Origin of the sequence: Pseudomonas sp. KU43P (assembly GCF_033095865.1) — a bacterium.
Taxonomy (GTDB): Bacteria; Pseudomonadota; Gammaproteobacteria; order Pseudomonadales; family Pseudomonadaceae; genus Aquipseudomonas.
In genome coordinates this window covers 381,009-407,157 of sequence record NZ_AP019365.1, presented here as the reverse complement: position 1 = coordinate 407,157, position 26,149 = coordinate 381,009, and the positions used below count along the sequence as shown (strand labels likewise).

The window sequence follows — 26,149 nt, the reverse complement described above, 5'->3', positions numbered from 1 at the left end:
GCGATAGGGCTGCGCAGCAGCCCCCAGGGCCCATCAGCCAGTAATCATCGGCAGGTTCAACCCCTGCTCTTTGGCGCAATCAATTGCAATCTGATAGCCCGCGTCGGCATGGCGCATCACCCCGGTGGCCGGGTCGTTGGTCAGCACGCGGGCAATGCGCTCGGCCGCTTCATCGGTACCGTCGCACACGATCACCATGCCAGAGTGCTGCGAGAAGCCCATACCCACGCCGCCGCCGTGGTGCAAGGACACCCAGGTAGCACCGCTGGCAGTGTTGAGCAGGGCATTGAGCAGCGGCCAGTCGGACACGGCATCCGAACCGTCCTGCATGGCTTCGGTTTCACGGTTGGGGCTGGATACCGAACCCGAATCGAGGTGGTCGCGGCCAATCACGATCGGCGCCGACAGCTCGCCGCTGCGCACCATTTCGTTGAACGCCAGGCCCAGCTTGGCGCGCAGGCCCAGGCCAACCCAGCAGATACGCGCCGGCAGGCCCTGGAAGCTGATGCGCTCGCGAGCCATGTCCAGCCAGCGGTGCAGGTGGGCGTCGTCCGGAATCAGTTCCTTGACCTTGGCGTCGGTCTTGTAGATGTCTTCGGCGTTGCCCGACAGCGCGGCCCAGCGGAATGGGCCGATACCACGGCAGAACAGCGGGCGGATGTAGGCCGGCACGAAGCCTGGGAAGTCGAAGGCATTGGCAACACCTTCTTCCTTGGCCATCTGGCGGATGTTGTTGCCGTAGTCGAAGGTCGGCACGCCTTGCTTCTGGAAGTCCAGCATGGCTTGCACGTGTACGGCCATGGACTGCTTGGCAGCCTTGACCACGGCAGCCGGCTCGGTCTGCGCGCGGTCGCGGTACTGCTCCCAGGTCCAGCCGGCCGGCAGGTAGCCGTTGAGCGGGTCGTGGGCGCTGGTCTGGTCGGTGACCATGTCCGGGCGCACGCCACGCTTGACCAGTTCCGGCAGGATTTCTGCGGCGTTGCCATGCAGGGCGATGGAGATGGCCTTGCCTTCGGCGGTGTACTTGGCGATGCGCGCCAGGGCGTCATCGAGGTCGCTGGCCTGTTCGTCGACGTAGCGGGTTTCCAGGCGGAAGTCGATGCGGCTCTGCTGGCATTCGATGTTCAGCGAGCAGGCGCCGGCCAGCGTCGCGGCCAGTGGCTGGGCGCCGCCCATGCCGCCGAGGCCGGCGGTCAGTACCCACTTGCCCTTGAGGCTGCCGCCGTAGTGCTGGCGGCCGGCTTCGACGAAGGTTTCGTAGGTGCCCTGGACGATGCCCTGGCTGCCGATGTAGATCCAGCTGCCGGCGGTCATCTGGCCATACATGGCCAGGCCTTTGGCGTCCAGTTCGTTGAAGTGTTCCCAGTTGGCCCAGTGCGGCACCAGGTTGGAGTTGGCGATCAGCACGCGCGGGGCGTTGGCGTGGGTCTTGAACACACCGACCGGCTTGCCCGACTGCACCAGCAGGGTTTCGTCGTCGTTGAGGTTGGTCAGGCTCTCGACGATCTTGTCGTAGCAGGCCCAGTTGCGCGCAGCGCGGCCGATGCCGCCGTAAACCACCAGTTCTTTCGGGTTCTCGGCGACCTGTGGGTCGAGGTTGTTCATCAGCATGCGCAGCGGCGCTTCGGTCAGCCAGCTTTTGGCCGTCAGCTTGTTGCCACGCGGGGCGCGGATCTCGACGTCACGGAATTTGTTCAGTTTGTTGTCAGTCACGAAAAGTGCTCCTCGGGTGCGTACAGCGCGAATGGGGACGGCCTATCCACTTTCGCGCACTTGGCTTTACTTGTACATACAAGCATATGCAATTGAATTGCCAAGTAGGGTTCCTGGAGGGCATCGAGCATCGGGAGAGAGGGTTGCAAGCCAGGAAAATCGAGGGATCGAGGGGCAGAAAAAAATCTTCGTAAGCGGTTAAAAAGATTGCTTGAGGCTGGACAGCATTGCGCCATCCTGAGGCGATCGGTAACAGGATGCTTCATTTGGAAGCGTTACCGGGTAACTCTTGTGGTGGATTTACTGGCCCTATCGCCGGCAAGCCGGCTCCCACAAGGATCGGTGTGGGAGCCGGCTTGCCGGCGATAGGGCCAGCGAAGCCACTAGGAAATCTGGGTCAGCTCGATCACGCAGCAGCGCCCCAGCACATCCACTTCAAGCAACCGGTCGTTACCGCTGCGCTGCAGGCAGTCATACAAGCCCAACGACTGCGCCTGGCCATCAATGCTCACCTGCAACTCGGCCTGTGCACTGAACACCAGCACCGTGCTGGCAGCACTGAAGAGCCGGCTACCGCCGTTGAACCACTGCAACCGCGCCCGGTAGCGCCCCGGCGCATAGATCAGGTTGAAGTCCCGAATCGGCCCGCCCAGCAGCGTGCAGCTCACCTGGCTTTCGCCAGCAAAGGCATAGGCATCGAACGGCAACAGCGGCCGGGCCTGCTCGCCATCCACGGTCAGGCGCATGCCATCGCCCTGCAGCACGGTGATGATCCGCTGATAACCGGGGAAACTGGAGAACCCACCGGACGCCTCGATATCGGCGATCGACAGCCGCCAGCCGAAGCCGTCCAGGCCATCGCCGGCATCGCGGGTGATCTCTTCGGTGAACCCACCGCCGTTCTTCCACGGCATGCGCGGGTAATCTTTGGCACGCAAGCACTGCAACTGGCTCATTTACTGAAACGTCCTTCAAGGCGATGACGGGAACCGGGATGGATCAAACGCGCAGCGGTCACCGGCTGACGACCGGACCAGGTGCGCCGGCGGATCAGCAGGCAAGGCTCGCCCCGTTCGATCTGCAACAGCTTGCACTCGTCGGGCTCGGCGAGAATGGCCTCGACCACGTGCTCGCCCTCGGTCAGCGGGGCCACCTGGGACAGGTAGGCATAGGGTGTCTGGCGGGTGAAATCCTGCTTGAGGTAGTCCGGGGCGATCTGCGCGTTGACGTAGCGGTCTTCGATCTGCACCGGCACGCCGTTCTCGAAGTGCACGATCAGCGAGTGGAACACCCGCTGGCCCTCGCGCATGTCCAGCGCCAGGGCGCGCTCGGAACCGGCCGCTTCCTCGGCCAGGACGATGACCTGGCAGCTATGCTGGTGGCCACGCGCGGCGATCTCGTCGGCGATGTTGTTGACCTCGAACAGCGCGGAGCGGGTCTTGGGCTCGGCAACGAAGGTGCCCACGCCCTGCATGCGCACCAGCAGCCCTTCGGCGGTAAGTTCGCGCAGGGCGCGGTTGATGGTCATGCGGCTGAAGCCCAGCTCGCTGACCAGCTCGCTTTCCGAAGGCACCCGGTGGTGGGGCGGCCAGCTGCCATTTTCGATCTGCTGGACGATCATCTGCTTGACCCGGGCATACAGCGGCGCCGGGCCCTCGCCCATCTGGGCTACCAGCGCGGAGACAGGAGGTGTCGGCACGGCGTTAGATCCTTGTGCGAATTGATTGACGGTAGCTTGCCGGAGTTTACCCGGCAGGCAAACGGCTGTATATGTATATACAAGTTAAACAATAACAGGATAGCGCAATGCCCGCCTACTTTGCCGAACGTGCCCTGCTGCCCAGCGGTTGGGCCAATAATGTCCGCCTCGAGGTAACTGCCGATGGCCAACTGGCCGCAATCGAAGCCGATGCGAGCGCCGAAGGTGCCGAGCGGCTGAGCGGGCCGTTGCTGCCCGGCATGCCCAACCTGCACTCCCATGCCTTCCAGCGCGCAATGGCGGGCCTGGCGGAAGTGGCGGGCAACCCCAACGACAGTTTCTGGACCTGGCGCGAGCTGATGTACCGGCTGGTCGGCAAGGTCACCCCGGATCAATTACAGGTTATCGCCCGCCAGCTCTATATCGAGATGCTCAAGGCCGGCTATACCTCGGTGGCCGAGTTTCATTACGTGCACCATGACCAGGCGGGCAAAGCCTATGCCGACCCTGCCGAACTGTCCCGCCGCATCAGCGCTGCCGCCGCCAGCACCGGCATCGGCCTGACCTTGCTGCCGGTACTGTACAGCCATGGCGGCTTCGGCGGCCAGGCGCCCAACGAGGGGCAGCGGCGCTTCATCAACTCCACCGAGCAGTACCTGCGCCTGCAAGCGCAGCTGGCCCCGCTGCTGGCCGCGCAACCTGCGCAGCAGCTGGGCCTGTGCTTCCACTCGTTGCGTGCCGTCACCCCAGGGCAGATCAGCGACGTGCTGGCGGCGGGCGACCAGCAATGCCCGATCCACATTCACATCGCCGAGCAGCAGAAGGAAGTCGACGACTGCCTGGCCTGGAGCGGCCAGCGTCCGTTGCAGTGGCTGTACGAACACGTCGATGTGGATGCGCGTTGGTGCCTGGTGCATGCCACCCATGCGGACCCGCATGAAGTTTCTGCAATGGCGCGCAGCGGCGCGGTGGCGGGCCTGTGCCTGACCACCGAGGCCAACCTGGGCGACGGTATCTTCCCGGCAGTGGACTACCTGGCCCAGGGTGGGCGCATGGGCATCGGTTCGGATAGCCATGTCTCACTGAGCGTGGTCGAGGAGTTGCGCTGGCTGGAATACGGCCAGCGCCTGCGTGACCAGCGGCGCAACCGGCTCTATCGCGAAGACCAGCCTATGGTCGGGCGGACGCTTTACGACGCTGCCTTGAGCGGCGGTGCACAGGTGCTGGGGCACCCGGTGGGCGAACTGGCGGTGGGCAAACGTGCCGATTGGCTGGTGCTGGATGGGCAGGATCCGTACATCGCCATGGCCCAGGGGGATGCGATTCTCAACCGCTGGCTGTTCGCTGGTGGCGATCGCCAGGTGCGCGATGTGATGGTCAACGGGCAATGGGTGGTGCGCCAGGGGCGGCACGAGCAGGAAAAGGACAGTGCGCGGGCGTTTGTCGAGGTATTGCGCCAGCTGCTGGGTTGATGAGTAGTCAGTGAGGGCCCTATCGCCGGCAAGCCGGCTCCCACAAGGATCGGGCTTGCCGGCGATAGGGCCCGCGCGTTCTAACTCAATGCATCTGCACGATCTGCTTGTCTGGCGTACGCCAGATCAACCGACTGGTGTCATAGCCTTGCTGCCGCGCCTTGGACAGCAGGCTCTCGCGCTCCCAGGCAGGCAGTGTCGGCGTGCGCGAAAGAATCCACAGGTACTTACGATCCGGGCTGCCGACGATCGCGGTGCGGTAGCGATCATCCACGTATAGGATCCAGTACTCGCCCTTGGTCAGGCCCGGCACGATGCGGGTAAACCAGTTATCGAACTCAACCCACAATCTGTCGGTGTGCCCCGGCTCCTGGATGTTGGCATGGCCTTCGGCACGCAACCATTCGTCGCCCATCGTACGGCAGCGGTTGAGCACGCCATACGAGCCATCGGGCTTGAGGTTGTAATGCGCCTCGGACTGGGCGCACTCGCTTTGGTAAGGCATCGGCAAGCGTGCCAGCTCATACCACTTGCCCTGGTAGCGCTTGAGGTCGACATTGCCCGCGGTCTTCGGCACCAGCGGGTCGTTGGCCGAGGTGGCACAGCCACCCAGCAGCATCACCAGGCACAACCCCAGCAGCAGGTGCACACGCGTCATTTGAGGCCCTGCCCTGAATACATCAGCACCTTGTCCGCGGCGTACTGCACGCTGATGAAGCTCTTCTCGTCCCCCCAGGTGCAACTGCTCATGCCCAGTGCGCCAGAGCACTCGGTGGGCGTGCCGAGCAGCTGCTCGACCTCTGCCTTGTTCATACCGGCCTTGAGCTTGGAATAGTTTTCCTGATTGATCTTGCTGCACGCAGTCAGGACGACGCACAAGGACAACAGGGCGAGGGAACGCAACGACATGAAGGAACACTCCTGAAAGGTGGATACAGGCGAGTGGCCTGCAGTGACCTTCGACGGGAAAATCCCTCCCTGGTTCCCTACCACCCCCTCTTTCGTTCTACGCCGTTGGTCGGCTGGCCCTGCGCAAACGATTAATGTTTCTGCCGCTGCGGACGACACAGCGAGCGGCTGTGGCGAATTGCCGCAGCCTCCCCTCCGACGTGCCTTGTGCAGACCGCAAAAAAATGACCAAGAACCTGAAGTTCAGCCACAAGATCCTGCTGGCCGCTGCCCTCGTGGTAGCCGTTGCCTTCACCTGTTTCGTCCTGTTCAACGATTACCGTCAGCGCCAGTCCCTGCGCAGCGATACGCAAAACACGCTGCAGGAACTGGGCAACCTGACTGCCGGCACCATTCGCAACTGGCTCGACAGCCGTATCCAGCTGCTCGACTCGCTGGCCCAGCAGATCGCCATCGATGGCCCTGGCAAGGGCAGCCTTGACCGCAGCCTGGCGCTGCCCGTGTATGGCAACAATTTCCAGCTCACCTATTTCGGCGGCCAGGACGGCAGCATGCAATCGGTGCCAGTGGGCAACCGCGCCGCCGACTACGACCCGCGGGTACGCGGCTGGTACAAGGCCGCCAGCGCAGGCACCCGCACCATCGTTACCGAGCCCTACATCTCGGCTTCCGCCGGCAAGCTGGTGATTACCCTGGCCACTCCGGTTCAGCAAGCGGGCCGGCTGCTCGGCGTCAGCGGTGTCGACACCGACCTGCAAACCATCAGCAACCTGATCAACACCCTGGATTTCGACGGCCATGGCCACGCCTTCATCGTCAACGGCGAGGGCAAGATCCTGATCCACCCCAAGGCCGACCTGGCGCTCAAGAGCCTGGCCGATGTCTACCCGGCCGACACACCGCGCATCGGCAGCGGCCTGAAGGAAGTCGAGCTGGATGGCCATAAACAGTTCATCAGCTTCACCCACGTCGATGGTGTGCCGTCGGCGGATTGGTACGTGGCGCTGGTGGTCGACCAGGACGCCGCCTTCGCCATGCTCGGCGAGCTGCGCACTTCGGCAATCGTGGCGACGCTGATCGCCGTGGTGGTGATCATCGCCTTGCTTGGCCTGCTGATTCGCGTGCTGATGGAGCCGCTGCACCTGATGGGCCGCGCCATGCACGACATTGCCGAAGGTGAAGGCGACCTGACCCGCCGCCTGACCATCCACGCTCAGGACGAGTTCGGTAGCCTGGGGCAATCGTTCAACCGCTTCGTCGAGCGTATTCACGAATCGATTCGCGAAGTGGCCTCGGCCACCGGCCAGGTCAACGCTGTCGCCACCCAGGTGGTGAGCGCCTCGAACGCCTCGATCCTTAACGCCGACCAGCAATCCAGCCGCACCAGCAGTGTGGCGGCCGCGATCAACCAGCTCGGCGCCGCGGCGCAGGAAATCGCCCAGAACGCAGCATTGGCGTCGCAGCACTCCAGCGAGGCCCGTGGCCTGGCCGAGGATGGCCAGCAGGTGGTCGGGCGCACCATCGACGTGATGAACCAGCTATCGGCGCGTATCAGCGACTCGTGCGGCAACATCGAGACGCTGAATGCGCACACGGCCAATATCGGCCAGATCCTGGATGTGATCAGCGGCATTTCGCAGCAGACCAACCTGCTGGCGCTGAACGCCGCGATCGAGGCGGCTCGTGCCGGCGAAGCTGGCCGTGGGTTTGCCGTAGTGGCCGACGAAGTGCGTAACCTGGCCCACCGTACCCAGGAATCGGCGCAGCAGGTACAGCGCCTGATCGAAGAACTGCAGGCCGGTGCCCAGGTGGCGGTCAGCACCATGAACCAGAGCCGCGAGCACAGCGATCACAGCGTGGGGATCGCCAACCAGGCTGGCGAACGACTTGGCAGCGTGACCCAGCGCATTGGCGAGATCGATGGCATGAACCAGTCGGTAGCCACCGCCACGGAGGAACAGACAGCCGTGGTCGAGTCGATCAATGTCGACATTACCGAGATCAATACGCTGAATCAGGAAGGGGTGCAGAACCTTCAGAGCACCTTGCGTGCCTGCACCGACCTTGAGCATCAGGTCGAGCGGTTGAAGCATCTGGTGGGGAGTTTCAGGATCTGAGAAAGCTGGGGGCCGCTATGCGGCCCTATCGCCGTCGAGCCGGCTCCCACACAGACCGGTGTAGGAGCTGGCTTGCCAGCGATTGGGCTGCAAAGCAGCCCCGTACGGTCTCAGAACCTCGACCCAGACTCCAGCAAAAAGTCCATCTCTTCACTGGTGCTCGGCCTGCCCAGCATCAGGTTGCGATGTGGGAAGCGCCCGAACCGGGCAATCACCCGCTGATGCTGCTCGGCATAGTCGAGGAAGCCTTCGAACAACCGGCGGTTCGCCTCCGGCTGCTCATCCAGCAGGATCTGGTAACGCTCGACACTCAGGTTCTGCCAGTCCAGCACCTCGGCATGCTCCAGCACCAGCAGCACGAACACCCGCTGGATCGGCAGCAATTGGTAGTCCCAGCCCTTCTGCAAGCCTTGCATGGCCACTACCTGTGCGCGCCGGTCGCCTTCGAAGGCGCGCGGCGTGTCGCGGTAGAGCATGCGCGGCAGCTGATCCAGCAGGATCAGCAGGCCGAGCCAGCCCTGCGGGCTCTGCTGCCACTCGTCCAGCCCGCCCGCCAGGGCGTGCTCGACCAGGTCGCCAAACAGCGCCTGGGCTTCGGCATCGTGATGCTTGCCGAACCACAGCGTGCTCTTCTCGTCAGCCACGGCCTGGGCATTGTTGCCCCAACCGAACCACCACTCCAGCAACGGCTGCCAAGGTGCGAGCATGGTTTACTCCTTGTGGTAGGCGGTCACACGCTCGACCTCTTCCTTCGAGCCGAGAATCACCGACACGCGCTGGTGCAGGCTTTCTGGCTTGATGTCGAGGATGCGATCGTAACCGTTGGTGGACGCGCCGCCTGCCTGTTCGATGATGAACGACATCGGGTTGGCTTCGTACATCAGGCGCAGCTTGCCCGGCTTGCTCGGCTCACGAGCATCACGCGGGTACATGAACAGGCCGCCACGGGTCAGGATGCGGTGCACGTCGGCCACCATCGAGGCGATCCAACGCATGTTGTAGTTCTTCTTCAGCGGCCCGGTTTCACCGGCCAGCAGCTCGCCCACGTAGCGCTGTACCGGGGCTTCCCAGTGACGCTGGTTGGACATGTTGATGGCGAATTCGGCGGTGGTTTCCGGTACGCGGATGTTCTCGTGGGTCAGTACGAAGCTGCCCAGTTCGCGGTCCAGGGTGAAGCCCTTGACGCCGTTGCCCAGGGTCAGGATCAGCATGGTCTGAGGGCCGTAGATGGCGTAACCGGCGGCGACCTGCTCGGTACCTGGCTGGAGGAAGGCGTTTTCGTTGAGGGTTTCGTTCTGGCTCAGGTACTCATTAGGGCAACGCAATACCGAGAAGATGGTGCCGACCGAAACGTTGACGTCGATGTTCGACGAGCCGTCCAGCGGGTCGAAGACCAGCAGGTAGGCGCCCTTCGGGTACTTGCCCGGAATCTGGTAGGCGTTGTCCATTTCCTCGGACGCCATGCCGGCCAGGTGGCCGCCCCACTCGTTGGCTTCGAGCAGGATGTCGTTGGAAATCACGTCGAGCTTCTTCTGTACTTCGCCCTGCACGTTTTCGGTGCCCATGCTGCCCAGCACGCCGCCCAGGGCGCCTTTGGAGACATGGTGGCTGATTTCCTTGCACGCACGCGCCACCACTTCGATCAGGAAGCGCAGATCGGCAGGGGTATTGTTGCTGCGGGTCTGCTCAATCAGATAGCGACTCAGGGTAACGCGGGACATGTATGGCTCCGAAAGGATGGGGGGAGAAAAACCCCCGCAGTTTACAGGGAGAGTTGCGAGCTAGCGAGCGATGAGACTCGCCTGGGCTGTCAGACGGCACAATAGGTCGGTAGTTCAGCGCGTGCCAGGCCAATGGTCAGTTGGGGCTGCTGCGCAGCCTGATCGCCGGCAAGCCGGTTCCCACAGTGTAAGCGGCGCTGCAAATACCTGTGGGAGCCGGTTTGCCGGCGATTGGGCCGCAAAGCGGCCCCACGGCTCAATCCAACGCCTTCCAGATCTCGGTGGCATATTCGCGAATGGTCCGGTCCGAAGAAAACCAGCCCATCCGCGCCGTGTTCAGCACCGCCATGCGCCACCACTCCTGCGGCGCATGCCACAGCTCCTCGACCCGGCGCTGGGCATCCCAGTAGGCATCGAAATCGGCACATACCAGGAATCGGTCATAGGCCACCAAGCCGTCGATCAGCCCCGCGTAACGTCCCGGATCATCCGGCGAGAACACACCGCTGCGGATCGCCTGCAACACATCGTTCAAACGATGGGAGCTGGCAATCGCGGCACCCGCGCCAAAATCGTTGGCCCGCTTGCGCGCCTCGACCTGCTGCGCGGTCAGGCCGAAGATGAACATATTGTCCGCCCCCACCTGCTCGCACATCTCCACGTTGGCACCATCCAGGGTGCCGATGGTCAGCGCACCGTTCAGGCCGAACTTCATGTTGCTGGTGCCCGAGGCCTCGTAGCCTGCAGTGGAGATCTGCTCGGACAGGTCTGCCGCCGGGATGATGCTTTCGGCCAGGCTGACGTTGTAGTTGGGCAGGAACACCACCTTGAGCAAGCCGCGCACTGTCGGGTCGTTGTTGACCACCCGGGCGATGTCGTTGGCCAGCTTGATGATCAGTTTGGCCTGGTGGTAGCTCGCCGCAGCCTTGCCCGCGAAGATCTTCACCCGCGGCACCCAGTTGGTACTGGGGTCGTTGCGGATGGCCTGGTACAGGGCGACCGTGTGCAGCAGGTTGAGTAGCTGGCGCTTGTATTCGTGGATACGCTTTACCTGCACATCGAACAGTGCCTCCGGGTTGACGGTGACCCCGATGCGGTCCTGGATGATGCTGGCGAGCGCGCGCTTGCTGTGCAGACGCTGGGCTGCGAAGGCCTTGCGGAAGCTGCTCTTGTCGGCGAACGGCGCCAGGTCGGCAAGGCGGCCCTCCGGGTCGTCCAGCAGGTCGGGGCCCAGGACCTCGACCAGCATCGCCGTGAGTTGCGGGTTGGACTGGTACAACCAGCGGCGGAAGGTGATGCCGTTGGTCTTGTTGTTGATCCGTTGCGGGTAGAGCTTGTGCAGCTCGGCGAACACCGTGCTCTTCATCAGCTGGCTGTGCAGCGCCGACACGCCGTTGACGCTATGTGAACCCAGAAACGCCAGGGCGCCCATGCGCACCCGACGGCCGCCTTCTTCTTCAATCAGCGACACCGCACGCAACACGTCGAAATCGTGCAGGCCCTTGGCCCGCAGACCGTCGATGTGGAAGGCGTTGATCAGGTAGATGATCTGCATGTGCCGCGGCAGCATGCGTTCCATCAGGGCCACCGGCCAGGTTTCCAGCGCTTCGGGCAACAGAGTGTGATTGGTGTAGGCGAGCGTACCGACGGTCAGCTCCCAGGCCTTTTCCCACGGAACCTCATGCTGGTCGACCAATAGCCGCATCAATTCGGCCACGGCGATCGACGGGTGGGTGTCGTTGAGCTGGATGGCGGCGGCATCGGGCAGGTTGAGCAGGTCTTTGTGCATGTTCAGGTGGCGGCGCAGCAGATCCTGCAGCGAAGCCGACACGAAGAAGTATTCCTGACGCAGGCGCAGTTCCTGCCCCGCCTCGGTGCTGTCCGCCGGGTACAGAACCCGCGAGATGCTCTCGGCTCGCGCCACTTCGGCCACGGCGCCCAGATGATCGCCGGCATTGAAGCGCTCCAGGTGCAGCTCTTCCAGGGCCCGCGCACGCCACAGGCGTAAGGTATTCACGCTGGCCCCTCGCCAGCCGACCACCGGTGTGTCGTAGGCCACCGCCCGCACCGTCTCGCCTGGCCACCACACCTGGCGTTGCGTACCGTGGCTGTCGTTCACCGTTTCCACGCTGCCGCCAAAACTGATCGGGTAGATCACCTCTGCCCGCTCGAACTCCCAGGGGTTGCCGAAGTCCAGCCAGTTCTCGGTCTGCTCCTGCTGCCAGCCATCGACCACTGCCTGGCGGAACAGACCGTGTTCATAGCGGATGCCGTAACCGTGGGCAGCGATGCCGAGGGTCGACATGCTTTCCATGAAGCACGCGGCCAGCCGGCCCAGGCCGCCATTGCCAAGGGCCGCATCCGGCTCGAGCAGGCGGATGCGCTCAAGGTCCACATCCAGGCCTTGCAACGCATCGCGGGCAATGTCCAGCAGGCCAAGGTTGCTCAGGCTGTCATACAGCAGCCGACCGATGAGAAATTCCAGGGAGAGGTAGTACACCCGTTTCTGGCTGCGTCGGTACGCCTGGCGAGTATGGTCCATCCAGTGGTCGACCATGTGGTCGCGGGCCGCCAGGGCGATGGCTTCGAACCAGTCGTGGTCGAAGGCGTGTTCCGGGTCCTTGCCGACCGCATAGGTCAGCTTGTCCAGTACAGCGGCGCGAAATTCGGCCACCTCGGCGTCACGTGCTTTGGGTTCCTGGGACATGCGGCATCCTCGGGCAAGTTGACGAAAGCGGAGGGAGAGTGTTGAGACTAGACCCTTCGACAGGGAGTGACAGCCACGGTTCGCAGTTTTCATGCCCGCTTTGCGAATCCGGCAAAAGGTTGTTCACAAATTGAACAACTCCGGTATGATCGCGCGCCCCAACACCGTGATCCAGCCTTATATATAACGATGAAAACGACCCTGATTGCCGCGGCCGAAGTCGACCGCCTGGAAACCTGGCAGCGCTATGCCAGCCACATGTGCGGGGGCTGCCATTCGACCTGCTGCACCCTGCCGGTGGAAGTGAAGATCAAAGACCTGATTCGCATTGGCGTGGTGGACGAGTTCGAAAAGGACGAGCCGCCGAAGAACATCGCCAAACGCCTGCAGAAAGACGGCATCATCGAGCGCTTCAACCAGAAGTCGGGGATCTTCACCCTGACCCGCATGAGCAACGACGATTGCCTCTATCTGGATCGTAAGAGCCGGCTGTGCACCATTTATGACAAGCGCCCGGATACCTGCCGCAATCACCCGAAAGTCGGCCCGCGGCCGGGGTATTGCGCCTACAAACCGAAGGCCAACGTCCGCTGATTCGATACCCAGGACCGCTGCAGTACCTGTGGGAGCCGGCTTGCCGGCGATGAAGACAACGCGGGCATGGCACCGGCTATGCCGGTTATCGCCGGAAAGCCGGCTCACACAGGGGCTGCGCACTCATCCCAGGCTCATCGATGTGATGGGCCTGCCTCACTTTCCGCCAGCAGGGAAGCTCCGGCAAGCACCACCCTGATCTGCCGGCGGATGCTCGGGATAAGTCTGCGGCAACACGCTGACCGGGCTGGTAGCAATGAACCCATCGGCAAACCGCGCTTCCACGAACCGCGCCTGCCAGCCTTGCGCCGGCGGCGTCCAGTCGAGGCTGAAGGCTTCGCTGGGCGTGATCGTCTGCGATGTATAGCGCACCCCACAGGCATGGCGGAAATCCCGGTCCGTGCGATTTTCCGCAGTCCACACCTTAAGTGCCACGGGCATTTCCGATAACCGTACCTGCACATGCCCTGACGCTTGGCTCGGCGTTACCTGCACGCGAGGCAGCGCCAAACGGGCCTGGATCCGCTGAACCATAGGCACGAGTGTAGAGGCGACATGCGCCCGCACGCCGCCATGGTCCGAATTCGGCAACACCCTCAGGCTGGTCTGGCCAGGCATTCGCTGTAGATAGTCCGTGGCGGGGTCAGGGGCGAAGAAATCATCCCCGCTGGCGGAGACCAGGTACTTCGGTATCTCCAGTCGAGCCTCGGGTTCATCCAGGTATTGCATCGGGTCCATCAGCCCCATCAACCGCTCGAAGGCCGGGCTGCCCAACTGCTGCAACACCCCCGCAGCCTGGTAGGGCCAAAGCGCCAAGGGCCATGAACCGCCATAGCGCTTGCGCAAGCCTGCCAACATGCGGGAAGTGTCGGCAACATCGATGACGCTGGGCACGATGGCGATCACCCGATCATCGGCCACGGCCGTCAGCCAGGAACTCCAGCCGCGCTTCGATGCGCCGGTGATGATGAATCGCTCCAGGCGAAGTTCGGGCAATGCATCCGTCGTGAGGTCCATGGCCCGGCTTGCGGCGGCGGCCATTGGCAAGTGCAGCGGTAGCTCCGGGGCGGCAGCGTCGTTGTGCAGAGCGTGCGCCCAAGTGTGGGCCACGGCATCATCCTCGCGCATCGGCGCTTGCGCATCACTGAAGGTGACGTACTGGTTGGGCACATCGCTGATCGACGCCACAACGGTGCGCGCCTGCACGGCAACAACGCCCAACGCCTCGGGCGAGTAATCAGGGGTTTGTTGCTCTTCGCCGAATCTCACACCGTTGTTCACCACCACCAGTGCCTTTTCAGGCAAGGCCACGTCAGGCACGAACAGTTCGACGCGGTGCTCCCACAGGCGGGGTTCGACCACAGGCTCAGGCGCCCAGGTCTGGGAAGTCATCCGGTATTGATAGAGGGTGTAGCCCTCTGCGGGGGTCTTCTGCTCAAGCCGGTACTGCAGCGGGGCCTGCCTCACCTTTTCGACATGACAGCGGGCCACTTCCTGCGGGCGCAGACCACTGCAGTCCTGCTGCGCACTCGCCTGAAAACCAACGGCAAGACACGGGATAACCAACCAGTAACGACAGTTCATGCTTCCAGCTCCAAGGTTAGAGCCGACTAACCTAGGCAGGGTGTCCAAGCGCCACAAGGCACCTAGGCTTACGGTCGAATACGCACCCACGAAACACAGCCGCTTCCTACCGGCACTTTCCATAAGGCAAACAAAAACGCCCCCGGCCTTTCGACCGGGGGCGTTTTCATTCAGCCTGAGCTAACTCAGTTCTTGGCTTTCTTGGCAGCGCGGGTACGCTCGCCTTCGTCCAGGATCTTCTTGCGCAGACGGATCGACTTCGGCGTCACTTCGCACAGCTCGTCGTCCTGGATGAATTCCAGGGCCTGTTCCAGGGTGTGGCGAACTGGCGGCACCAGGGCGATGACTTCGTCCTTGCCCGAAGCACGCATGTTGTCGAGCTTCTTGCCTTTGGTCGGGTTCACGCCCAGGTCGTTGTCGCGGCTGTTCAGGCCGATGATCTGACCGTTGTAGATTTCTTGACCGTGTTCAACGAACAGCTTGCCACGCGCCTGGAGGGTTTCCAGCGAGTAGGTCAGTGCCTTGCCGGTCTCGACCGAAACCAGTACGCCGTTCAGGCGGCCGGACATCTGGCCGGACTTCATGGTGTCGTAGCGATCGAAGATCGAGGTCAGGATGCCTGCACCGTTGGTCAGGGTCAGGAACTGGTTACGGAAACCGATCAGACCACGGGCTGGAATGTTGTACTCCAGGCGCACACGGCCTTTGCCATCCGGAACCATGTTGGTCAGGTCGCCCTTACGCAGACCCATCTCTTCCATGACCTTGCCCTGCGAATCTTCAGGGATGTCGATGGTGACGTTCTCGAACGGTTCCTGCTTGACGCCGTCGACTTCGCGGATGATCACTTCAGGACGACCTACGGCCATCTCGAAGCCTTCACGGCGCATGGTTTCGATCAGTACCGACAGGTGCAGTTCACCACGGCCCGATACCTTGAACTTGTCAGGGGAATCGGTTTCCTGAACACGCAGAGCAACGTTGTACAGCAGCTCCTTGTCCAGACGATCCTTGATGTTACGGCTGGTGACGAACTTGCCTTCTTTACCGCAGAACGGCGAGTCGTTGACCTGGAAGGTCATGGAAACGGTCGGCTCGTCAACGGTCAGCGGCTTCATCGCTTCTACCGCGTCCGGGGCGCACAGGGTGTCGGAGATGAACAGCTCGTCGAAACCGCTGATGCAGACGATGTCGCCGGCCTGGGCTTCTTCGACGTCAACACGGTGCAGGCCGTGGTGACCCATCAGCTTCAGGATACGGCCGTTGCGCTTCTTGCCGTTGGTGTCGATGGCGACAACCGGGGTGTTCGGCTTGACGCGACCACGGGCGATACGGCCAACGCCGATAACGCCGAGGAAGCTGTTGTAATCCAGTGCGGAGATCTGCATCTGGAACGAACCGTCACGGTCGACGTCCGGTGCGGGTACGTTGTCGACGATCGACTGGTACAGCGCGGTCATGTCTTCGCCCATGGCGGTGTGGTCCAGGCCGGCGATGCCGTTCAGGGCCGAGGCGTAGACGACTTTGAAGTCCAGCTGTTCGTCGGTGGCACCGAGGTTGTCGAACAGGTCGAAGATCTGGTCCAGAACCCAGTCAGGACGCGCGCCCGGACGGTCGACCTTGTTGATCACGACGATTGGCTTCAGACCGGCTTCGAAAGCCTTCTTGGTCACGAAGCGGGTTTGCGGCATAGGGCCGTCCTGGGCGTCGACCAGCAGCAGCACGGAGTCGACCATCGACATTACACGCTCAACCTCGCCACCGAAGTCGGCGTGGCCGGGGGTGTCGACGATGTTGATGTGGTAGCCGTTCCAGTTGATGGCGGTGTTCTTCGCCAGAATGGTAATGCCGCGCTCTTTTTCCTGGTCGTTGGAGTCCATGACGCGCTCGTCGTTGAGCTCGTTACGCTCCAGGGTGCCGGACTGACGCAGGAGTTTGTCGACCAGGGTGGTTTTACCATGGTCAACGTGGGCGATGATGGCGATGTTACGCAGATTTTCGATCACAACTGTATCTCGATCAGAGGATTCGGTTGCCGCCAGTCTAGGCGGCCAATATGAAGTTAAAAGGCTCAGCGGGCCCGGCGGTCGGGAGGGCGATGGCGGATGCTGCCGCCATACAGCCCTGGCATCTTATGCCGGACGATAAACACGCACATTGGCATGTCCCTCACTGAGCAGGTGGTGTGCGTGCAGACGGCTCATCACACCTTTGTCGCAATACAGCAGGTACTGGCGGGTTTCATCCAGCTGCTTGAACTTGCTGTTGATGGCGTAGAACGGCATGACCTGGACTTCGACGCCGTCGATCACCAGCGGTTCGTCTTCCTGGGCGTCGGGGTGGCGGATATCGATGACGATCTGGCCCGGCAGCGCTTCGCGCACTTCCTCCACCTCCACGTCCTTGCCCAGCTCGTCGATCACATGGTCGATGGAGATGAATTTGGCACGTTCCAAGGCGCGCTCGAGCACCGCCATGTCGAACTGCTTCTCTTCATGCTCCATGCGGTGACGCTTGGCATGGGTGGTCGGATTCACCGAGATCACGCCACAGTATTCAGGCATGTGCTTGGCGAAGTCGGCGGTGCCGATTTCGGTGGCCTGGTCGATGATGTCCTGCTTGTGGCTGGCCAGCAATGGGCGCAGCACCAGCTTGTCGGTGGCCGAATCGATGATCGACAGGTTCGGCAGCGTCTGGCTCGATACCTGGGAGATCGCCTCGCCGGTAACCAGCGCTTCGATTTCCAGACGGTCGGCCATGTGCGCCGCGCCGCGCAGCATCATGCGCTTGAGGGTCACGCCCATGTAGCTGTTGTCGACCTTGTTGAGGATCTCGCCGACCACTTCTTCGAACGGCACGCTGATGAACAGCACGCGCTGGCTGCTGCCGTACTTCTTCCACAGGAAGTGGGCAACTTCCATCACCCCCAACTCGTGGGCGCGGCCGCCGAGGTTGAAGAAGCAGAAGTGCGTCATCAGGCCACGACGCATCATCTGGTAGGCTGCCACGGTAGAGTCGAAGCCACCGGACATCAGTACCAGGGTCTGCTCCAGGGCGCCCAGCGGATAGCCGCCGATGCCTTGGTGCTGATTGTGGATAACGTACAGGCGCTGGTCGCGGATTTCGATGCGCACCAGCACTTCGGGGGTTTTCAGGTCGATGCCCACGGCGCCGCACTGCTGGCGCAACTGGCTGCCGACATAGCGGTCGACGTCCATCGAGGTGAAGTCGTGGTGGCCGCCACGCTTGCAGCGCACGGCGAAGCGCTTGCCGGCCAGCAGGTGGCCGAAGTGCTGCTTGCACTTGGCGACGATGTCGTCGAAGTCACCCAGCGGGTATTCCTCGACCTGCAGGAAGTGGGTGATACCCGGGGTGCAGGTGAGGCGCTCGATCAGCTCGCGCTGTACCTTTTCGTCCTCGACGCGGGTGACCACTTCGAGATTGTCCCAGACACCATCGACCGCGAGCTCAGGATCCAGATCCTTGAGCACGTTGCGGATGTTCTTGCCGAGCTGGCGGATGAAGCGCTTGCGCACCGGCCGGCTCTTGATGGTGATCTCTGGGAAGACTTTGACGATAAGTTTCATTGGTTTAACAGCGCGCGCAGGGCCTGCCGAAAATGAGGGGCGCGAATTATATCGGAAATTGCTCAGGATTTGACCAACTTTTGTACAGAAGGTTGGATTTATATTGCCTGCACCGGCCTTATCGCCGGCAAGCCGGCTCCCACAGGGGAGGTGCAGGTCTCAGACGCAGGGTTGCCTGGTGGGAGCCGGCTTGCCGGCGATGAGGCCCTCAAAGGAAGCACTACCTCATTTAAATGCACGCTATTGGTGCACCAAGGCAGAAACCCGCATCTTAAAGGTGCATTTTCCCCGAGCAACGCGGCAGCAGAAGCCCGCAAACGCCCCCTTTTATCCCGCCCTCGCCATTTTCGGGCACTGGCATGCAATTTGCTCCCTTGTGAGGCAGGTAAGCTTGGCCGACTATCCGCGCCCGGCAACACCCTTTTTTCCAGGGCAGCGGCCCACCGCGCTCTAGACCATCCGGAGGACAACATGTCGAAGTCGGTTCAACTCATCAAAGATCATGACGTCAAGTGGATTGATCTGCGTTTCACGGACACCAAAGGCATTCAGCATCACGTGACCATGCCAGCGCGTGATGGCCTGGACGAAGACTTCTTCGAAGTCGGCAAGATGTTCGACGGCTCCTCCATCGCTGGCTGGAAAGGCATCGAAGCTTCCGACATGATCCTGATGCCGGTTGACGACACTGCCGTGCTGGACCCGTTCACCGAAGAGCCGACCCTGATCATCACCTGCGACATCGTCGACCCGTCGAGCATGCAGGGCTACGATCGTGACCCGCGCGGCATCGCCAAGCGCGCCGAAGAGTACCTGAAGAGCACCGGCATCGGTGACACCGTATTCGCAGGCCCGGAGCCTGAGTTCTTCATCTTCGACGAAGTGAAGTTCCAGTCGGACATCTCCGGCTCGATGTTCAAGATCTTCTCCGAGCAAGGCTCGTGGATGACCGGCGCTGATGTGGAAGGCGGCAACAAAGGCCACCGCCCAGGCGTGAAAGGCGGCTACTTCCCGGTTCCGCCGTTCGACCACGACCACGAAATCCGTACTGCCATGTGCAACGCACTGGAAGAAATGGGCCAGACCGTCGAAGTTCACCACCACGAAGTGGCGACTGCCGGCCAGAACGAAATCGGCGTCAAGTTCAACACCCTGGTGAAGAAGGCTGACGAAGTACAGGCCCTGAAATACGTCGTGCACAACGTTGCCGACGCTTACGGCCGCACCGCCACCTTCATGCCGAAGCCACTGTACGGCGACAACGGCTCGGGCATGCACGTGCACATGTCGATCTGGAAAGACGGCAAGAACACCTTCTCGGGTGAAGGCTATGCCGGCCTGTCCGACACCGCTCTGTACTTCATCGGCGGCATCATCAAACACGGCAAGGCCCTGAACGGCTTCACCAACCCGTCGACCAACTCCTACAAGCGCCTGGTCCCAGGCTTCGAAGCCCCGGTCATGCTGGCCTACTCGGCCCGTAACCGTTCCGCTTCGATCCGTATTCCTTACGTCGGCAGCCCGAAAGCCCGCCGTATCGAAGCGCGCTTCCCGGACCCATCGGCCAACCCGTACCTGGCCTTCGCAGCCCTGCTGATGGCTGGCCTGGACGGCATCCAGAACAAGATCCACCCAGGCGATGCAGCCGACAAGAACCTGTACGACCTGCCGCCTGAAGAGGCGAAGGACATCCCGCAGGTTTGCGGTAGCCTGAAAGAAGCTCTGGAAGAGCTGGATAAAGGCCGTGCGTTCCTGACAAAGGGCGGCGTGTTCTCCGACGACTTCATCGATGCCTTCATCGAACTGAAGAGCGAAGAAGAAATCAAGGTCCGCACCTTCGTTCACCCGCTGGAATACGAGCTGTACTACAGCTGCTGATTTGATCGGCGCCTTGCGTCGATGAAATCACCGGAAACGGCCTTCTTCTGAAGGCCGTTTTTGTTTCTGCTCAGCGTGAATCGGACGCGTCCTACAAGCAGAAGTTGACCGCATGGGCACACTTAAGTCTCCTAGAATATGGAGATCACCATGCGCCTTGCCCTGCTTCCCCTTACCTTCAGCTTCGTCTTGCTCGGCTGCCATGCACATCCGCCTGCACCCTCTCCCTTCCTCCCGCTGATGTCCAGCATCGAACAGCGGCTGGACCTGGCCAGCTCGGTGGCGGTTCACAAGTGGGACCACAACCTGCCGGTCACCGCGCCGGCGCGCGAGCAGGAAGTGCTTTCGCGAGTAAGCGAAATGGCACCCGACTACGGCCTCACGCCTGAGCGCGCCGCCGCCTTCTTCAACGACCAGATCGAAGCCAACAAACTTGTTCAGTACAGCCTGATCGACCGCTGGAACTCGCTCGGACAAAGGCCGCCGGCCGCCCGGCTCGACCTTGCCAATGAAATTCGTCCACGCCTGGACGAGCTGCAGACAGCACTACTGCTCGAGCTGAGCCGCCTTGACCAGTTGCAACTGGGCAACTGTCCTCGCGAATTGGCCCATGCCCTGGCAACGCGCACAAACGACCCACTTCGGCACCAAGCCCTGATTCGCGCCACCGCCCACCTGTGCGCGAAACGCTGAAGCCGCGAATGCTCTATATTGGTGCATAAACACGCCCCGTGCGCCGTCATGCAGCCCAAAAGAGGTCACGTGAAACGGTAAACCAGGGCATTTTGGTCCGAATGAGCGCAATTCCGGGTCTTTATCCGGAAATGCCGCTTCTTTTCGGAGCCTTGGTTTGTTTCTTGCATTTTCCTGGCATCAGCGGATCCATAGCGCGCCCGCCCCTGGCCCTCGCCTGGGCCTGCCAGCGCCAAAAGAGGTCAACGACGCCATATGACCATCAGCGATGCACAGCACCGTCTGCTTCTGGACAACCTGACCACGGCCACGCTCCTGCTCAACGCGGAGCTGCGCCTGGAATACATGAACCCGGCCGCCGAAATGCTGCTGGCGGTCAGCGGCCAACGCAGCCATGGGCAATTCATCAGCGAGCTGTTCACCGAGTCGACCGAGGCGCTCAACTCCTTGCGCCAGGCAGTGGAGCAAGCACACCCCTTCACCAAGCGCGAAGCGCAACTGACCTCGCTGACCGGGCAGACCATCACGGTCGACTACGCCGTGACGCCGATCCTGCACCAGGGCAATACCCTGCTGCTGCTTGAGGTACACCCCCGCGATCGCCTGCTGCGTATCACCAAGGAAGAAGCGCAGCTGAGCAAGCAGGAAACCACCAAGATGCTGGTGCGGGGCCTGGCCCACGAAATCAAGAATCCGCTGGGCGGTATCCGTGGCGCGGCGCAGCTCCTGGCACGCGAGCTCCCCGAAGAGGGGCTGCGTGATTACACCAATGTGATCATCGAGGAAGCAGACCGCCTGCGGAACCTGGTGGACCGCATGCTCGGGTCGAACAAGCTGCCATCGTTAGCCATGACCAATATCCACGAAGTGCTGGAGCGGGTCTGCAGCCTGGTCGAGGCTGAGAGCCAGGGATGCATCACTTTGGTGCGCGACTACGACCCCAGCCTGCCGGACGTGCTGATCGACCGCGAACAGATGATCCAGGCGGTATTGAACATCGTGCGCAATGCCATGCAGGCCATCAGCTCGCAAAACGAACTGCGCCTGGGCCGCATCTCATTGCGCAGCCGCGCGGTTCGCCAGTTCACCATTGGCCACGTGCGTCATCGCCTGGTGGCCCGGGTCGAGATCATCGACAACGGCCCCGGCATTCCAGCGGAACTGCAGGACACCCTTTTCTATCCCATGGTCAGTGGACGCCCGGACGGTACCGGGCTGGGCCTGGCCATTACCCAGAACATCATCAGCCAGCACCAGGGCCTGATCGAGTGTGAAAGCCATGCGGGTCATACCGCCTTCTCGATCTTCCTGCCCCTGGAACAAGGAGCCACCGCCTCATGAGCCGAAGTGAAACCGTATGGATCGTCGATGATGATCGCTCCATCCGCTGGGTACTGGAAAAAGCCCTGCAACAGGAAGGCATGACCACCCAGAGCTTCGACAGCGCCGATGGCGTGATGGGACGCCTGGCCCGGCAGCAGCCGGATGTGATCATCTCCGACATCCGCATGCCAGGCGCCAGCGGGCTGGACCTGCTGGCACAGATCCGCGAGCAACACCCGCGGCTGCCGGTCATCATCATGACTGCCCATTCCGACCTGGACAGTGCCGTGGCCTCTTACCAGGGCGGGGCCTTCGAGTACCTGCCCAAGCCGTTCGATGTCGACGAAGCCGTGTCGCTGGTCAAACGTGCCAACCAGCACGCCCAGGAACAGCAAGGCCTCGATGCCCCGCAGGCGCTTGCCCGCACCCCGGAGATCATCGGCGAAGCGCCGGCGATGCAGGAAGTGTTTCGCGCCATTGGCCGTCTGAGCCACTCCAATATCACCGTGTTGATCAACGGCGAATCCGGTACGGGCAAAGAGCTGGTAGCCCACGCCCTGCATCGCCATAGCCCCCGTGCAGCCTCACCGTTCATCGCACTGAACATGGCAGCGATCCCCAAGGATCTGATGGAGTCAGAGCTGTTCGGCCACGAGAAAGGTGCGTTCACCGGTGCCGCCAACCTGCGGCGCGGGCGTTTCGAACAGGCTGATGGCGGCACGCTGTTCCTGGACGAGATCGGCGACATGCCGGCCGATACCCAGACCCGCCTGCTGCGGGTGCTGGCCGATGGCGAGTTCTACCGCGTCGGCGGCCATGTGCCGGTGAAGGTCGATGTGCGGATCATCGCGGCGACTCACCAGAATCTTGAATCCCTCGTACAAGCCGGCAAGTTCCGCGAAGACTTGTTCCACCGCCTCAACGTCATCCGCATTCATATCCCGCGCCTGGCCGACCGCCGCGAGGATATTCCGGCCCTGGCCCGTCACTTCCTGGGCCGCGCTGCACAGGAGCTGGCCGTCGAACCGAAACTGCTGAAGCCGGAAACCGAAGAGTTCATCCGCAACCTGCCATGGCCCGGTAACGTGCGCCAGTTGGAGAACACCTGCCGCTGGATCACCGTGATGGCCTCCAGCCGCGAAGTGCTGATTGGTGACCTGCCACCGGAACTGCTGAACCTGCCGCAGGATGCAGCCCCGGTCACCAACTGGGAGCAGGCGCTGCGTCAGTGGGCCGACCAGGCGTTGGCACGCGGCCAATCGAATTTGCTCGACAGTGCCGTGCCCAGCTTCGAACGGATCATGATCGAGACGGCGCTCAAGCACACGGCAGGCCGACGTCGCGATGCGGCGGTACTGCTGGGCTGGGGGCGAAATACCCTGACCCGCAAGATCAAGGAGCTGGGGATGAATGTGGATGGTGGGGATGATGACGATGGCGAGGACCATTGATCCTTAGCTGACTTTCTGGGAGCCGGCGTCACCTGACCTTGTGGGAGCCGGCATGCCGGCGATGCAGGCGCCGCAATTCAAGGCACCGGCTTCGCCGTTGATCGCCGGCAAGCCGGCTCCCACAATAGACCTGCAACCTGTCCATATTGCCCCAACCCTGCACCGATCCTGTGCCTCCTGCACCGCCCCAAGGCACAAATCCCCGCGAAACCCGTCCGAATCCCCCTCAAACCCCAATATTCCCGGGCTTTTCAAAACTGGCACGCCCCCTGCAATAACCCAGATATCTCCAGTTTTGGGGGCCTCGGTACAGGCAGGCCGGGTGAACCCCTCTTTTATTCGCAGTCGCTCCAGTTTTGGGGACCTCGGTACAGGCAGGCCGGGAAATCCCCTCTTTTATTCGTGCAGTCGCACCTGCACACGCCAACGCCCAGCGTCCTCTGCACCGGCCCACTCGCCCTGCAGGGGGCGAGCGGCGACCAGAGTCAGCAGCAGCCCTTCTTCGCTCTTCTGCAATCGCCACCCAACAGGCTTGCCCTGCAGGCTCAACTGCCCACGCTGGGCTTTGCCATCGGCCTCGAACAACACCGCGACCGTTCCTTCCACATGCTCACCGTGCAGCTTCGGCTCTTCGTTGAACCACAGGTCGAGCCCATCCTGCACCACGTCCACCTGCTCCAGTACGCGCTCATCCGGAGAGGTCAGGCGCCCGATCATCAGCCCTACCATGACACCGACGATCGCCAGGGACAGCAGCACACGCGGGAAGCCCTTCGATCGCAGGTCCGCTTCAGGGGTAGAATGCTCGCCATCTTCATGCTTGGAGCCGTGCATGTTTCACGTCATCCTCTTTCAACCAGAAATTCCGCCGAATACCGGCAACATCATTCGCCTGTGCGCCAACAGCGGTTGCGAGCTGCACCTGATCGAACCGATCAGCTTCGAGCTGGACGACAAGCGCCTGCGCCGCGCCGGGCTGGATTACCACGAGTATGCCACGCTCAAGCGCCACGAAAGCCTGGCCGGATGCCTGGAAAGCTTGGGTAACCCGCGGCTGTTCGCCTTCACCACCAAGGGCTCGCATCCGTTCCACGAAGTGGCCTACCAGCCAGGTGATGCCTTCCTGTTCGGGCCCGAGAGCCGAGGCCTGCCGGCCGAGGTGCTCGACACCCTGCCAGCCGAACAGCGCCTGCGCCTGCCCATGCGACCAGGCTGCCGAAGCCTGAACCTGTCCAATACCGTCGCGGTTACGGTGTACGAGGCGTGGCGCCAGCAGGGGTTTGCCGGAAGCTGAGGGAACAAAAAAGCGCCCCGAAGGGCGCTTTTTTCATACCGGCAGAATCACTGTACTGTCGGCACTTCGCCGGCGTCCTGCATGCGCTGCATTTCTTGCGCGTACAGGGCGTCGAAGTTCACCGGCGACAGCATCAGGGCCGGGAACGAACCACGGGTCACCAGGCTGTCCAGAGTCTCGCGGGCATACGGGAACAGGATGTTCGGGCAGAACGCACCGAGGGTGTGGCTCATCGAAGACGCGTCGAGGTTCTTGATCAGGAAGATACCAGCCTGCTGGACTTCGGCGATGAAGGCTACTTCGTCACCATTCTTGACGGTCACCGACAGGGTCAGCACCACTTCGTGGAAGTCGCCTTCCAGGGCTTTCTGCTTGGTGTTCAGGTCCAGGGCAACGCTTGGCTCCCACTGCTGGCGGAAGATCTGCGGGCTTTTCGGCGCCTCGAACGACAGGTCGCGCACGTAGATGCGCTGCATGGAGAACTGAGGGCTGTTGTCTTCGGCGGCTGCGCCGTTGGTCTGTTGGTCAGTCATGGCAGATCCTTATCCTAATGTTTTTGAATGCAGTGCAAATCAGGCCGCCAGCAGCGCGTCGAGCTTGCCGGCGCGCTCCAGGGCATAAAGGTCATCGCAGCCTCCAACGTGGGTAGTGCCGATCCAGATCTGTGGCACCGAGGTACGCCCGGCTTTCTGGCTCATCTCGGCGCGTACCTGCGGCTTGCCGTCGACCTTGATCTCCTCGAAGGCCACGCCCTTGCTCTCGAGCAGGTACTTGGCGCGCATGCAGTAGGGGCAATAGTCGCTGGAGTAGACGATGACGGGCTTCATATCACTTCACCAGGGGCAGGTTATCGGCTTTCCAGCTGGAAACGCCACCGCTGAGCTTGGCGGCGGTGTAACCAGCCTTGAGCAGGTCGCGGCAGATCATGCCGGACTGCTGGCCCATCGCGTCGACGACGATCAGGGTCTTTTCCTTGTGCTTGTCCAGCTCGGCCATGCGGTTGGCCAGCTTGTCCTGCGGAATGTTCACCGCACCGACAATATGGCCGGCGGAGTAGTCCTTGGTCGGGCGGATATCGATGACCAGGGCCTTGTCGGCGTTGACCAGCGCGGTCAGTTGGCCATTGCTCAGGCTCTGGCCGCCGCGGCGAATTTCATTGACCAGCAAGGCAACCAGCAAAACGACGAAGATCGCAACCAGGATGTAGTGATCTGTCGCGAATTGAATCAGGTGAGCAACCATCAGCGGTGTTCCAGGCGATTGAAAATGCCGGCCAGTATACACAGCCCCCCATGACCACCAAAGCCCGTCAGGCCGGCCGGAACGGTGCCTTCATGTTACGCAGGCTGGCGACGTTGGTCAGCGAACAGGACGATTATTCGCCGCAGGTGGCGCATTTGCCCTAAA

Annotated in this window: 23 protein-coding genes and 1 pseudogene; 9 read left to right on the top strand and 15 right to left on the bottom strand. The window is 62.1% G+C overall.

Annotation, left to right across the window (positions count from 1 at the left end):
- Window positions 1-33: 33 nt before the first annotated feature.
- The 3 genes from hutU to hutC form a co-directional block, all read right to left on the bottom strand.
- A complete protein-coding gene (gene hutU / locus KU43P_RS01845) occupies window positions 34-1,713 on the bottom strand; it encodes a urocanate hydratase (RefSeq protein ID WP_317660798.1) in 1,680 nt (559 codons plus the stop codon).
- Window positions 1,714-2,096: 383 nt separating this feature from the next.
- Window positions 2,097-2,669, bottom strand: a complete 573-nt coding sequence (locus KU43P_RS01840) for a HutD family protein (RefSeq protein WP_317660797.1) — start codon at window positions 2,667-2,669, stop codon at window positions 2,097-2,099.
- Window positions 2,666-3,376, bottom strand: a complete 711-nt coding sequence (gene hutC, locus KU43P_RS01835; protein WP_317663702.1) for a histidine utilization repressor — start codon at window positions 3,374-3,376, stop codon at window positions 2,666-2,668. The genes KU43P_RS01840 and hutC overlap by 4 nt, the downstream gene beginning before the upstream one ends.
- 143 nt (window positions 3,377-3,519) lie before the next feature.
- Between hutC and KU43P_RS01830 the strand changes: the two genes are divergently transcribed.
- A complete protein-coding gene (locus KU43P_RS01830; RefSeq protein ID WP_317660796.1) occupies window positions 3,520-4,884 on the top strand; it encodes a formimidoylglutamate deiminase in 1,365 nt (454 codons plus the stop codon).
- A gap of 85 nt (window positions 4,885-4,969) precedes the next feature.
- On the opposite strand, the gene KU43P_RS01825 is transcribed toward KU43P_RS01830, so the two are convergent.
- Window positions 4,970-5,542: a lipocalin family protein gene (locus tag KU43P_RS01825; RefSeq protein ID WP_317660795.1), complete on the bottom strand. Its 573-nt coding sequence runs from the start codon at window positions 5,540-5,542 to the stop codon at window positions 4,970-4,972.
- Complete coding sequence (bamE, locus tag KU43P_RS01820; RefSeq protein ID WP_079230016.1) at window positions 5,539-5,793, bottom strand: outer membrane protein assembly factor BamE; 255 nt, start codon at window positions 5,791-5,793, stop codon at window positions 5,539-5,541. The genes KU43P_RS01825 and bamE overlap by 4 nt, the downstream gene beginning before the upstream one ends.
- A 134-nt stretch (window positions 5,794-5,927) precedes the next feature.
- Between bamE and KU43P_RS26945 the strand changes: the two are divergent.
- Window positions 5,928-7,055, top strand: a pseudogene (locus KU43P_RS26945) (cache and HAMP domain-containing protein); the annotation flags it as partial.
- A 24-nt stretch (window positions 7,056-7,079) separates the two neighbouring features.
- Window positions 7,080-7,910 carry a methyl-accepting chemotaxis protein gene (locus KU43P_RS26940; protein WP_411567243.1) on the top strand — a complete coding sequence of 277 codons (831 nt, stop codon included), beginning with the start codon at window positions 7,080-7,082 and terminating at the stop codon, window positions 7,908-7,910.
- Between the two features lie 110 nt (window positions 7,911-8,020).
- Here KU43P_RS26940 and KU43P_RS01810 read toward each other — a convergent pair whose 3' ends face one another.
- From KU43P_RS01810 to KU43P_RS01800, 3 genes are all read right to left on the bottom strand, one after another.
- Complete coding sequence (locus KU43P_RS01810; protein ID WP_317660793.1) at window positions 8,021-8,617, bottom strand: DUF924 family protein; 597 nt, start codon at window positions 8,615-8,617, stop codon at window positions 8,021-8,023.
- A gap of 3 nt (window positions 8,618-8,620) precedes the next feature.
- Window positions 8,621-9,631, bottom strand: coding sequence for a class 1 fructose-bisphosphatase (locus KU43P_RS01805; RefSeq protein ID WP_016395389.1), 1,011 nt, complete (start codon window positions 9,629-9,631; stop codon window positions 8,621-8,623).
- Window positions 9,632-9,887: 256 nt separating this feature from the next.
- Window positions 9,888-12,338, bottom strand: a complete 2,451-nt coding sequence (locus KU43P_RS01800) for a glycogen/starch/alpha-glucan phosphorylase (RefSeq protein WP_317660792.1) — start codon at window positions 12,336-12,338, stop codon at window positions 9,888-9,890.
- Window positions 12,339-12,527: 189 nt separating this feature from the next.
- Between KU43P_RS01800 and KU43P_RS01795 the strand changes: the two genes are divergently transcribed.
- Window positions 12,528-12,932: a YkgJ family cysteine cluster protein gene (locus tag KU43P_RS01795; protein WP_317660791.1), complete on the top strand. Its 405-nt coding sequence runs from the start codon at window positions 12,528-12,530 to the stop codon at window positions 12,930-12,932.
- A 156-nt stretch (window positions 12,933-13,088) separates the two neighbouring features.
- Here the strand turns inward: KU43P_RS01795 and KU43P_RS01790 are convergent, their stop codons facing one another.
- From KU43P_RS01790 to thiI, 3 genes are all read right to left on the bottom strand, one after another.
- Window positions 13,089-14,516 carry a PhoPQ-activated pathogenicity-related family protein gene (locus tag KU43P_RS01790; RefSeq protein WP_317660790.1) on the bottom strand — a complete coding sequence of 476 codons (1,428 nt, stop codon included), beginning with the start codon at window positions 14,514-14,516 and terminating at the stop codon, window positions 13,089-13,091.
- Between the two features lie 185 nt (window positions 14,517-14,701).
- On the bottom strand, window positions 14,702-16,522 hold the full coding sequence (gene typA / locus KU43P_RS01785; protein ID WP_016395395.1) for a translational GTPase TypA: 1,821 nt from the start codon (window positions 16,520-16,522) through the stop codon (window positions 14,702-14,704).
- Window positions 16,523-16,648: 126 nt separating this feature from the next.
- A complete protein-coding gene (gene thiI, locus KU43P_RS01780) occupies window positions 16,649-18,103 on the bottom strand; it encodes a tRNA uracil 4-sulfurtransferase ThiI (RefSeq protein ID WP_317660789.1) in 1,455 nt (484 codons plus the stop codon).
- 471 nt (window positions 18,104-18,574) lie between these two features.
- Between thiI and glnA the strand changes: the two genes are divergently transcribed.
- From glnA to ntrC, 4 genes are all read left to right on the top strand, one after another.
- Window positions 18,575-19,981 (top strand): type I glutamate--ammonia ligase, encoded by a 1,407-nt coding sequence (gene glnA / locus KU43P_RS01775; RefSeq protein WP_008095432.1) that lies wholly within the window; start codon window positions 18,575-18,577, stop codon window positions 19,979-19,981.
- Window positions 19,982-20,131: 150 nt separating this feature from the next.
- Window positions 20,132-20,674 carry a chorismate mutase gene (locus KU43P_RS01770; RefSeq protein ID WP_317660788.1) on the top strand — a complete coding sequence of 181 codons (543 nt, stop codon included), beginning with the start codon at window positions 20,132-20,134 and terminating at the stop codon, window positions 20,672-20,674.
- A gap of 255 nt (window positions 20,675-20,929) precedes the next feature.
- Complete coding sequence (gene glnL / locus KU43P_RS01765) at window positions 20,930-22,015, top strand: nitrogen regulation protein NR(II) (protein WP_317660787.1); 1,086 nt, start codon at window positions 20,930-20,932, stop codon at window positions 22,013-22,015.
- Window positions 22,012-23,448 carry a nitrogen regulation protein NR(I) gene (gene ntrC / locus KU43P_RS01760; protein WP_317660786.1) on the top strand — a complete coding sequence of 479 codons (1,437 nt, stop codon included), beginning with the start codon at window positions 22,012-22,014 and terminating at the stop codon, window positions 23,446-23,448. Before glnL ends, ntrC begins: the two co-directional genes overlap by 4 nt.
- Before the next feature lie 396 nt (window positions 23,449-23,844).
- On the opposite strand, the gene KU43P_RS01755 is transcribed toward ntrC, so the two are convergent.
- On the bottom strand, window positions 23,845-24,282 hold the full coding sequence (locus tag KU43P_RS01755; RefSeq protein WP_317660785.1) for a hypothetical protein: 438 nt from the start codon (window positions 24,280-24,282) through the stop codon (window positions 23,845-23,847).
- On the opposite strand from KU43P_RS01755, the gene trmL reads away from it, so the two are divergent.
- Window positions 24,281-24,742, top strand: coding sequence for a tRNA (uridine(34)/cytosine(34)/5-carboxymethylaminomethyluridine(34)-2'-O)-methyltransferase TrmL (gene trmL / locus KU43P_RS01750; protein WP_317660784.1), 462 nt, complete (start codon window positions 24,281-24,283; stop codon window positions 24,740-24,742). The two genes, KU43P_RS01755 and trmL, sit on opposite strands and share 2 nt — an antisense overlap.
- Before the next feature lie 47 nt (window positions 24,743-24,789).
- On the opposite strand, the gene secB is transcribed toward trmL, so the two are convergent.
- From secB to KU43P_RS01735, 3 genes are read right to left on the bottom strand one after another with little or no spacing between them, the layout of a single operon-like run.
- Window positions 24,790-25,275, bottom strand: a complete 486-nt coding sequence (gene secB / locus KU43P_RS01745) for a protein-export chaperone SecB (RefSeq protein ID WP_317660783.1) — start codon at window positions 25,273-25,275, stop codon at window positions 24,790-24,792.
- A gap of 39 nt (window positions 25,276-25,314) precedes the next feature.
- The gene (gene grxC, locus KU43P_RS01740; protein WP_317660782.1) at window positions 25,315-25,569 is read right to left on the bottom strand and encodes a glutaredoxin 3; all 255 of its coding nucleotides are present in this window, start codon (window positions 25,567-25,569) and stop codon (window positions 25,315-25,317) included.
- A gap of 1 nt (window position 25,570) precedes the next feature.
- On the bottom strand, window positions 25,571-25,984 hold the full coding sequence (locus tag KU43P_RS01735) for a rhodanese-like domain-containing protein (protein WP_317660781.1): 414 nt from the start codon (window positions 25,982-25,984) through the stop codon (window positions 25,571-25,573).
- Between the last annotated feature and the right edge of the window lie 165 nt (window positions 25,985-26,149).